General features: G+C 56.1%; 9 protein-coding genes. All 9 read left to right on the plus strand.

The annotated features are described in order from the left end of the window. The first annotated feature begins 239 nt into the window (after window positions 1-239). The 9 genes from chvI (at window position 240) to HWX89_RS02360 (ending at window position 10,652) form a co-directional block, all read left to right on the plus strand. The gene (gene chvI, locus HWX89_RS02320; protein ID WP_080827537.1) at window positions 240-965 is read left to right on the plus strand and encodes a two-component system response regulator ChvI; all 726 of its coding nucleotides are present in this window, start codon (window positions 240-242) and stop codon (window positions 963-965) included. Between the two features lie 51 nt (window positions 966-1,016). Beyond that, window positions 1,017-2,807, plus strand: coding sequence for a two-component system sensor histidine kinase ChvG (chvG, locus tag HWX89_RS02325; protein ID WP_138795100.1), 1,791 nt, complete (start codon window positions 1,017-1,019; stop codon window positions 2,805-2,807). Continuing rightward, window positions 2,797-3,261: an HPr kinase/phosphorylase gene (locus HWX89_RS02330; RefSeq protein ID WP_138795101.1), complete on the plus strand. Its 465-nt coding sequence runs from the start codon at window positions 2,797-2,799 to the stop codon at window positions 3,259-3,261. Before chvG ends, HWX89_RS02330 begins: the two co-directional genes overlap by 11 nt. 125 nt (window positions 3,262-3,386) lie before the next feature. After that, window positions 3,387-3,788 carry a PTS sugar transporter subunit IIA gene (locus HWX89_RS02335; RefSeq protein WP_138795102.1) on the plus strand — a complete coding sequence of 134 codons (402 nt, stop codon included), beginning with the start codon at window positions 3,387-3,389 and terminating at the stop codon, window positions 3,786-3,788. Between the two features lie 11 nt (window positions 3,789-3,799). After that, window positions 3,800-4,075, plus strand: coding sequence for an HPr family phosphocarrier protein (locus tag HWX89_RS02340; protein WP_138795103.1), 276 nt, complete (start codon window positions 3,800-3,802; stop codon window positions 4,073-4,075). Between the two features lie 130 nt (window positions 4,076-4,205). Beyond that, on the plus strand, window positions 4,206-5,606 hold the full coding sequence (gene ahcY, locus HWX89_RS02345) for an adenosylhomocysteinase (RefSeq protein WP_138795104.1): 1,401 nt from the start codon (window positions 4,206-4,208) through the stop codon (window positions 5,604-5,606). 288 nt (window positions 5,607-5,894) lie between these two features. Then, entirely contained in the window at window positions 5,895-8,396 is a 2,502-nt protein-coding gene (locus tag HWX89_RS02350; RefSeq protein WP_502707573.1) for a sensor histidine kinase, read from the plus strand. Beyond that, window positions 8,393-9,907, plus strand: coding sequence for a tRNA (adenosine(37)-N6)-threonylcarbamoyltransferase complex ATPase subunit type 1 TsaE (gene tsaE, locus HWX89_RS02355; RefSeq protein ID WP_138795106.1), 1,515 nt, complete (start codon window positions 8,393-8,395; stop codon window positions 9,905-9,907). Before HWX89_RS02350 ends, tsaE begins: the two co-directional genes overlap by 4 nt. A gap of 13 nt (window positions 9,908-9,920) precedes the next feature. Further along, window positions 9,921-10,652: a nucleotidyltransferase family protein gene (locus tag HWX89_RS02360; RefSeq protein WP_138795107.1), complete on the plus strand. Its 732-nt coding sequence runs from the start codon at window positions 9,921-9,923 to the stop codon at window positions 10,650-10,652. Window positions 10,653-10,655 lie beyond the last annotated feature (3 nt).

Consider the following 10,655-nt stretch of genomic DNA (forward strand, 5'->3'; position numbering starts at 1 on the left):
AATTTCAATATATTAATCGATTTAAAAGATTTTATTTCTTTTTAAATCGGTTGAAGTCGCATTAGAATCCATTGGAATGCATTTCCGGAAATTCCATCGCCTCAACTTTGATCGACACCCGCCCTTTTTGCTTTGCCACAATTTGTTCCACCTTTATACTCATGAGGGGAACTCACGGCGCATAACCTGGCTGGGTGAATGTCGGGAGTAACGATAGAATGACGATGGAGACCAACTACATGCAGACAATCGCGCTTGTGGACGACGACCGGAATATTCTTACTTCGGTATCGATCGCGCTTGAAGCCGAAGGCTACAGGGTCGAAACGTATACGGACGGTGCTTCCGCACTGGACGGGTTGATTGCGCGCCCGCCGCAGCTCGCCATCTTCGACATCAAGATGCCGCGTATGGACGGAATGGAACTGTTGCGCCGCCTGCGACAGAAGTCCGATCTGCCGGTTATTTTCCTGACCTCGAAGGACGAGGAAATCGATGAGCTCTTCGGCCTGAAGATGGGTGCCGACGACTTCATCACCAAACCGTTTTCGCAGCGACTGCTCGTCGAGCGCGTCAAGGCAATTCTGCGCCGTGCCAGCAGCAGGGAAGCATCCGCTGCAACCGGAAGCACGCTCAAGCCGACGGCCGATCAACAGGCCCGAACGCTGGAACGTGGTCAGCTTGCAATGGATCAGGAACGCCATACCTGCACCTGGAAGGGTGAACCGGTCACTTTGACGGTAACCGAATTCCTTATTCTGCACTCGCTTGCGCAGCGCCCCGGCGTCGTGAAGAGCCGCGACGCACTGATGGATGCGGCCTATGACGAGCAGGTCTATGTTGACGATCGCACGATCGACAGCCACATCAAGCGGCTTCGCAAGAAGTTCAAGCTGGTCGATGGCGACTTCGACATGATTGAAACGCTTTACGGCGTAGGCTATCGCTTCCGCGAAGCAGCGTGAGAACAGCCTGAATAGGCGTCGACCACGTTAACGTGGTTGAGAGGACATGACGTGTTGAACAAATCGCCGGAAACCGTCTCGGAAGATGACGATGCCGAAGATCGCGGCAGCGAACGACGGCACCGTATTCATCCGCTGACGATTATCCGGCGCATTTTCGGCAATGCGGTGTTTTCCAGTCTCACACGTCGCATTCTGTTCTTCAATGTCGCGGCGACTGTCGTTCTGGTGGGTGGTATCCTTTACCTGAACCAGTTCCGCGAAGGGCTTATCGATGCCCGCGTGGAAAGCCTGCTGACACAAGGCGAAATCATTGCGGGCGCAATTTCTGCCTCCGCGTCGGTCGACACCAATTCGATTACCATCAATCCGGAAAAGCTACTCGAGCTACAGGCCGGACAGAGCATAACGCCTGCCCCGAACGACGAAGATCTGAGTTTCCCGATCAATCCGGAACGCGTCGCTCCGGTGTTGCGACGGTTGATTTCCCCCACCCGCACCCGCGCCCGTCTGTTCGACGCGGACGCAAACCTGCTGCTTGATTCGCGTCATCTTTATTCACGTGGACAGGTGCTGCGGTTCGACCTTCCGCCGGTCACGCCGGAAACCCAGACCTGGAGTGAGTGGTTCGCCAGCCTGTTCAACCGCATGCTGCAGCCAAGCAGCCTGCCGCAATACAAAGAAGCTCCCGGCGGCGACGGCTCGATTTACCCTGAAGTCATGAACGCGCTGACCGGCGTTCGTGGAGCGGTGGTGCGCGTTACCGAAAAAGGCGAGCTGATTGTTTCGGTTGCCGTTCCGGTCCAACGCTTCCGTGCAGTGCTCGGCGTTCTGCTGCTGTCCACACAAGCCGGTGATATCGACAAGATCGTTCATGCCGAACGTCTCGCCATCATGCGCGTCTTCGGTATCGCGACCTTGGTCAACATCGTGCTTTCCCTGCTCCTGTCGTCCACCATCGCAACGCCGTTGCGACGGCTTGCAGCTGCGGCGATCCGTGTTCGCCGTGGCGCAAGAACCCGCGAGGAGATTCCGGATTTCTCTGCGCGTCAGGATGAGATCGGCAACCTTTCGATCGCCTTGAGAGAAATGACAACGGCGCTTTACGACCGTATCGACGCCATTGAAAGTTTCGCCGCCGATGTGAGCCATGAACTGAAGAACCCGCTGACCTCTCTCAGGAGTGCTGTGGAAACCCTGCCGCGCGCCAAAACCGAAGAGTCGAAGCAGCGCCTGACCGAAATCATCTTCCACGACGTGCGCCGCCTCGATCGCCTTATCAGCGACATTTCCGATGCTTCGCGTCTCGATGCCGAACTCGCCCGTGCCGATGCCTCACCACTGGATCTTGACGTGTTGCTGAAGGGCCTTGTCGATATTTCTCGACAGATCAGCACCAAGAAAAAGAGTGTGGCGATCGACTACGTGGTTGACCGAAAGGCGGGGGCAAAGCCGTCCTTCGTCGTCAATGGTCATGACCTCCGTCTCAGCCAGATCGTCACCAATCTTATCGAGAATGCACGCTCCTTCGTCGCTGCGGATAGCGGTCGCATTACGGTTCGTCTCGCGCGCCACAAGGACCGCTGCCTCGTCCAGATCGAAGATAACGGCCCCGGCATTCAAGCCGAGGACATCGACCGGATTTTCGAGCGCTTCTACACGGACCGCCCGGCAAGCGAAGGTTTTGGCCAGAATTCCGGTCTTGGCCTTTCCATTAGCCGACAGATCGCTGAAGCCCATGGCGGCAGCCTGAAAGCGGAAAACGTCGTAGACAAATACGGCGTCATTTCCGGCGCCCGTTTCACCCTGTCGCTTCCAGCGGCCGAAACCCATGAGCGCTGATCGTTTCAACCTGCACGCAACGGCCATTGTCGTCGATGGAACCGGTATTGTCTTTACCGGACCATCCGGCAGTGGAAAAAGCGAACTTGCTTTCAGCTTTCTGACGGAGGCAGAGCGGTGCGGTCTGCCCGCAGCGCTGATCGCAGATGATCAGATTTTCGTGTATCGCCAGGATGAAACGATCATGGCGGAGCGGCCGGAGACGATTGCAGGATTGCTGGAACTTCGCGGCAGCGGCATCATTTCCGTCAAAAGCGTTGCTAGGGCAGCGCTTCATTTTGCTGTGACAACGGTTCTCTCGCCGGAAAATCCAAGGCTGCCGGAAGAAAACGAGACGATGGCGTTTCCCTGTGGAGGGCAGTTACCACTGCTGCGCATCCCGCTATCAAGTCTGACACCCTATGGAAAATTTGCTGCGCTTGCTCACAATCTTTTAAAAGCGAATAGGTCGTGAACGTGATTCGGGCGATTTTAGGCTTGCGCTTCCGATTTTCCTCATCAAGATAAACTCCCACCGATGGACAGGATTGCCGCGTTGCGATAGTCGGCAATGAGAGTGCGTGTGTAAGGGAGCATTTCATGATCGGACTAGTGCTTGTCACCCATGGCAAGCTGGCTGAGGAATTTCGTCATGCGGTGGAGCATGTCGTCGGGCCTCAGAAATTGATCGAGACGGTCTGTATCGGTCCCGAAGACGACATGGATCAGCGCCGACAGGACATCATCGATGCCGTCACGCGTGCCAATGATGGAAATGGCGTAATCGTTCTGACCGACATGTTTGGAGGCACACCCTCCAACCTCGCTATATCGGTCATGAATAGCGGCAATGTCGAAGTGATCGCCGGCGTCAATCTGCCCATGCTTATCAAGCTTGCGAGCGTACGCAGCGAAGACAACATGGATAAGGCTCTTCAGGAAGCGTCCGACGCCGGACGAAAATATATCAACGTTGCAAGCCGTGTCCTGAGCGGCAAATAAGAAGATAAGCGATGTCGTCACTGTCCCGGGAAATGCTGATTGTCAACAAACGTGGCCTTCACGCCCGGGCCTCGGCAAAATTCGTGCAGATGGTCGAAGGCTTTGACGCAACGATCACCGTTTCCAAAGATGGAATGACCGTTGGCGGTACGTCGATCATGGGTCTCATGATGCTGGCCGCCAGCCCGGGATGCAGTGTCTATGTCGAGGCAAGTGGCAACCAGGCAAATGAAGCGCTGGCTGCATTGGAAGCCCTGGTTGCCGACCGGTTTGGCGAAGAAGCCTGACCAAAGCATCATATAAAGACATAAAGACCTCTTTATATCATCATTGCCAGATTGCTCGTGGCCTGCTAAACCGCAGCTACGTTTGCAAGGCCGCGCCCATCAGCCCGGCGTTTTTAATCTGGAGAACCTCATGAGCGTTGAGAAGGACTATATCGTCGCCGACATCAACCTTGCCGGCTTCGGCCGCAAGGAACTGGACATTGCCGAAACAGAAATGCCCGGCCTGATGTCCTGCCGCAAGGAATTCGGCGAGAGCAAGCCTCTGAAGGGCGCACGCATTTCCGGTTCGCTTCACATGACGATCCAGACCGGCGTTTTGATCGAAACGCTGAAAGAGCTCGGCGCAGACATTCGCTGGGCTTCGTGCAACATCTTCTCGACCCAGGATCACGCCGCAGCGGCAATCGCTGAAGCTGGAATTCCGGTTTTCGCCGTCAAGGGTGAAAGCCTGACGGAATACTGGGAATACACCGACAAGATCTTCCAGTGGGCTGACGGTGGCCTCTCCAACATGATCCTCGACGATGGTGGCGACGCCACCATGTACATTCTGCTCGGTGCACGTGCCGAAGCTGGCGAAGACGTTCTTTCCAATCCGGGCTCGGAAGAAGAAGAAATTCTCGTCGCACAGATCAAGAAGCGCCTCAAGGCGTCTCCCGGCTGGTTCACCAAGCAGCGCGACGCGCTCAAGGGCGTTACCGAAGAAACCACAACGGGCGTTCACCGCCTCTACGATCTCAGCAAGAAGGGTCTCCTTCCCTTCCCGGCTATCAACGTCAACGACAGCGTTACGAAGTCGAAGTTCGACAACAAATACGGCTGCAAGGAATCCCTCGTGGACGGCATTCGCCGCGCGACCGACGTGATGATGGCCGGCAAGGTTGCCGTCGTTTGCGGTTATGGCGACGTGGGCAAGGGTTCGGCCGCTTCTCTGCAGGGTGCTGGCGCACGCGTAAAGGTCACCGAAATCGACCCGATCTGCGCGCTTCAGGCTGCCATGGACGGTTTCGAAGTCGTCCGCCTTGAAGACGTCGTGTCTTCGGCTGACATCTTCATCACCACGACCGGCAACAAGGACGTCATTCGTATCGAGCATATGCGCGAGATGAAGGACATGGCGATCGTTGGCAACATCGGCCACTTCGACAACGAAATTCAGGTCGCATCGCTGCGTAACCAGAAGTGGACGAACATCAAGCCGCAGGTCGACATGATCGAGTTCCCGAAGGGTAACCGCATCATCCTTCTGTCCGAAGGCCGCCTGCTCAACCTCGGCAACGCCACGGGTCATCCCTCCTTCGTGATGTCGGCTTCGTTCACCAACCAGGTTCTCGGCCAGATCGAGCTGTTCACCAAGCAGGGCGAATACAAGAACGAGGTTTACGTTCTGCCGAAGCACCTCGACGAGAAGGTTGCACGCCTGCATCTGGAGAAGCTCGGCGTCCGCCTGACCGAACTTTCTGATGTCCAGGCAGATTATATCGGCGTCTCCAAGCAGGGTCCGTTCAAGGCCGAACACTACAGATATTAATTTTATAGTTAATATCCACTGAAATTGCACAAGATGTAGATGCCGTGCGCTTGACAAAGCGCGCGGCATCTTTTTTGCGCCCTCCCTTCCCGGTCTTTTGTGAAGGCGGTATTGTCTTTGGACTTGATTCGTATGCGTCAGGCGGCGCGGCGAAATGGGATGTCTTGTCGAAGATGCGGCACACAGGACGGAGACAGACCGGGGATGTCGGTACACAATTCCTATCCGTGCGAGCGGGTAACTCAAAGCGGTGACGACGCGCTTCACGGCGTATCGTTGCACGCACAAATGCTGGCGCGTTGCCAGCGCACATTCAAGATCGTGCGATCAGGTCTGTCGAGAGTTCCGGCTTTGCTAGCCGGCACTATTCTGGGCGGTTCAGCGACGATCGCTGTCGCGCAGGACGGTTCGCCCGTGGCAACCGGAGCGCGGCTGTTTTCCTCCGGGGAAACCATCACCTATTCCTTGTTTGTCGGTATTCTTTCAGCAACGCTGTTTTCGATTGTCTGGCTGGTTCGCCAACGCGGTAACATCGAAGCGGAGAGCAGCGAGTATCGCCGGGCACTTGCAGAATCCCATCACAAGATCACGAAATACGAAGCACTGATCTCCGACAAGAGCCGTCGCATCGTCATCTGGGATGGCGCCGAGAAGCGTCCGGAATTTCTTGGGCAGCTACCCGTCGAGACTGGTGCGCCACAGGCAGATCAGGATTTTCTGGCTTTCGGGCGCTGGCTCAAGCCGTCCTCTGCAGGTGAGCTTGAAAAATCCATCGAGAAACTGCGTAGCCATGCCCAGAGCTTTGACCTGACTGTCGAGACACAGCGCGGCGAAGTCATTGAGGTTCAGGGGCGCGTGTCCGGTGGAAACGCCTTTGCGCGTTTCGTCGCCCTCAACAATCTGCGTGCCGAACACGCCGAATTGCAGGTCGAGCGCGAACGCCTGATCGCCTCGATCTCGACATTCCAGGAGCTACTCGATTCTCTCGAACAGCCAGTCTGGCGCCGCAATGGCGACGGCGAGCTGACCTGGGTCAATCACGCCTATGCTCAGTCTGTGGATGCGCGGGACGCATCGCTGGCGATTACAGAAAAGCGTGAATTGCTGAACACCGTCACGCGGCAAAAGATACGCGCGACAGCAACGCCCGACTCTCCCTACCACGATCGCATCTCTACCGTCGTTTCAGGCAATCGGACCTTCTTCGATGTGGTGGACGTCAAGACGACTGGTGGCTCGGCGGGCATCGCCATCGAAGCCACGGAAGCGGAAACACTTCGTGAAGAACTGAAGCGTGTGCTTAAGAGCCACGCGGAAACGCTGGATCATCTTGCAACGCCTGTTGCCATTTTTGATGGTCGCCAGCGCCTGCAGTTCTATAACCAGGCCTTTGTCAGCCTGTGGGGTTTTGATCTGGTTTTCCTGGAAGGCAAGCCCGACAATTCCGAACTTCTTGACCGCCTGCGTACCGCCGGCAAGCTGCCTGAACAGCTGAACTGGAAGAACTGGAAAGAAACAGCGCTTTCTGTTTACCGTTCGCTCGATACCAAGACCGATCTCTGGCACCTGCCGAACGGACAGACGCTGAGGGTCATCGCCACAGCCCATCCGCAGGGCGGAGCGACGTGGGTGTTCGAGAACCTGACCGAGCAGGTCGATCTTCAGACCCGTTACAACACGCTGGTCAAGGTTCAGGGCGAAACCATCGATCACCTTGCTGAAGGGGTTGCGGTGTTTGGCGCTGACGGACGTATCCGTCTTTCCAATCCGGCTTTCCGCGCCCTGTGGGGCATTACCGCCGATCAGGCAGAAACCGGAACTCATATCCGCGCTATCGAAACAGCCTGCGAACAATCCTACGACAAGCCGGATGGCTGGCGTGATTTCAGCCGGTTCATTACCAGTTTCGACGACGAGCGGCCTTCCAAGCAAGGTACGCTGGAACTGCTATCCGGTCTTGTTCTCGACTATGCGATCATTCCGCTTCCAGATGCACAGACCATGCTGACCTTCGTCAACATGACGGACAGCGTGCGTGCCGAGCGAGCGCTGAAGGAAAAGAACGACGCGCTTCTCAAGGCCGACGAACTCAAGAACGATTTCGTACAGCATGTTTCTTATGAGCTGCGCTCACCGCTGACCAACATCATCGGGTTTACCGATCTTCTGAAAACGCCGGGAATTGGCGACCTAACGGAACGACAGGCCGAATATCTCGACCACATCTCCACCTCCTCGGCGGTTCTGCTGACCATCGTCAACGACATCCTTGATCTTGCGACTGTTGATGCCGGTATCATGCAGCTCAATTACTCGGACAACGATCTGAACGAACTGCTTGATGACGTTTCCCTGCAGATCGCCGACCGTTTGCAGGAAAGTGGTATTTCGCTCGAAGTCGTCGCGCCGGTCCACCTTGGGACACTGGTGGCAGATCATCAGCGTCTGAAACAGATCCTCATCAAGCTGTTGACCAACGCAATCAACTTCTCGCCGGATGGCGCATCCGTTCAGCTCACCTGCCAGCGCAGCGAAGGTGATTTCGTCTTCTCGGTGTCCGACAAGGGCCCCGGCATTCCAGAAGACATGCTGAAGTCGGTGTTCGATCGTTTCTCGACACACGGAAACGGTGGGCGCAAGACGGGTGCAGGCCTTGGTCTCTCGATCGTCGAGAGCTTTGTCAGCCTTCATCATGGAACAGTGACCATCGATAGCCGCCCCGGCAATGGCACCGTCGTCACCTGCCGTATTCCTGCCGGCGTCAATCCGCATTCCATCGCCGCAGAATGAACGATACGACTTCGCCTCTTTCCATCTTCCTCGCCGATGAAGCCGAAACGATCCGGCTCGGTGAGGAGTTGGCATTGACTGTCAAGCCCGGCGATTGCATTGCACTGGTCGGCGACCTCGGCGCAGGAAAATCGACACTTGCTCGTGCGCTCATTCGCGCCATTGCCGATGACGATGGGCTGGAAGTGCCAAGCCCCACCTTCACCATCGTTCAATCCTATTCGCTTCGTTTTCCTGTCGCGCATCTGGACCTTTATCGCCTTTCCGATATCTCCGAACTGGATGAACTCGGTATAGACGAAATGCTCTCCGATGGTGTCTGCCTGATCGAGTGGCCAGAGATTGCGGCCAGCGATCTCCCCAGAGACAGCACCATTACGCTTCGGCTGACGCATGAAGGTGAAGGCCGCGTCGCGATCATTGATGCGCCACCCAAGCAGCGCGCCCGGCTAGAACGTGTTCTGGCAATCCGTAGTTTCCTTGAAGCCAATGACAAAAAAGGATCTTCGCGGCGGTATTTCAGCGGCGATGCTTCCTACCGCACCTATGAGCTGGTGCGCGACAACGGCACGCAATATGTGCTGATGGACTGGCAACCACCCCCACGCGGACCGATCATCAAGGATGGCAAGACCTACGCGGAAATCGTGCATCTTGCTCAGGACGTGAAGCCATTCATCGCCATCGACAGCTATCTGACAGAAAACGGATTTTCGGCACCGGCCATTGTGGCGCAGAGCCTGGAAAACGGGATTCTGCTGCTGGAGGATATCGGGCGTGATGGTGTGCTGGACGAAGACGGCAAGCCAATCGAAGCGCGTTACATGCAAAGCGTCGCCTGCCTTGCAGCCCTGCACGAGGCGCCTGCTCCTGGCATGATCGCGCTTCCTGATGGGACAAGCCATGATGTTCCGGCCTTCGATCCGGATGCGATGAAAATCGAAACCTCGTTGCTGGTCGATTGGTACCTGCCCTATATTCGTGGGGTCGAGGCAATCGACGGCAGCGAAAAGCAGGCCTATTTCGCGGTCTGGGACCAGTTGATCGCCAAGCTTAACGATGCGGAAACGGGTTTGTTGCTGCGCGATTTCCATTCGCCCAACATCCTCTGGCAGCATGACAAATCTGGCATCGACCAGGTCGGTCTCATCGATTTTCAGGATGCGATGATCGGGCCGAATGCCTACGATCTCGCCTCTATCGTGCAGGACGCGCGGGTGACGATTTCACCTGAAATGCAAGCGCGACTGATGCAGCATTACCTCGATATTCGCGGCAGAAACCCGGCCTTTGACGAGAAAGCTTTTTTGAAAGCCTTCGCCATCATGGCGGCACAGCGCAACTGCAAGCTCGTGGGTATCTGGGTAAGGCTGATGAAACGGGATGGCAAACCGGCTTATATGAAACATATGCCGCGCACGTTCTCTTATCTTCATTCCGCCCTCATGCATCCCGATCTTGCGCCTCTGCGGGACTGGCTTTCGGGCGCCGGTGTAGACCTCAACTCATAACGAAGCTTTCGACATGACGATCAGACAAGCAATGGTGCTGGCGGCCGGTCTCGGTACAAGAATGCGGCCCATCACCAATACGATCCCGAAACCTCTCGTGAAAATCGCGGGTCGGCCAATGATCGATTACGTGTTCGACGTGCTGGTCGACGCGGGCGTCGAAACCATCGCCATCAATGTCCATCACCATGCGGACCAGATGGTCGCGCACCTTGAAAGCCGCAAAGACGTCAATATCCTGATTTCCGATGAGCGGGAAACACTGATGAACTCTGGTGGTGGTCTTGCCAAGGGCCTGAAGCTTCTGCCTCCGGGCCCGGTTCTCGTCATGAATGCCGACCTCTTCTGGGTTGGTGAAGCGCCTGGCACCGAGACGAGTTTGCATAGACTCGCGACTTTTTTCGATCCGAAGACGATGGATATGGCGATGCTCTGCGTCGATATGGATCGCACCACCGGGCATAACGGCAAAAAAGACTTCAACCTGGCTGATGATGGTCTCCTGACGCGCTACAATGAAGGTGAACCGCGCCCGGTCGTCTATGCAGGTGCCATTGCCATGGATTCACGGCTGCTGGATGATGCGCCGGATGACGCCTTCAATCTCAACATCTATTTCGACCGCGCCATTGCCAAAAAACGGCTTTTTGGACTCTCGCTGAACGGTCAGTGGATTACGGTCGGCACGCCGGATGCTATAGAGGATGCAGAGAAAACCATCGCTGCATTTTCAACGACACAGTGAGAC

This window comes from Rhizobium sp. RM (assembly GCF_013390595.1).
Lineage (GTDB): Bacteria > Pseudomonadota > Alphaproteobacteria > Rhizobiales > Rhizobiaceae > Agrobacterium.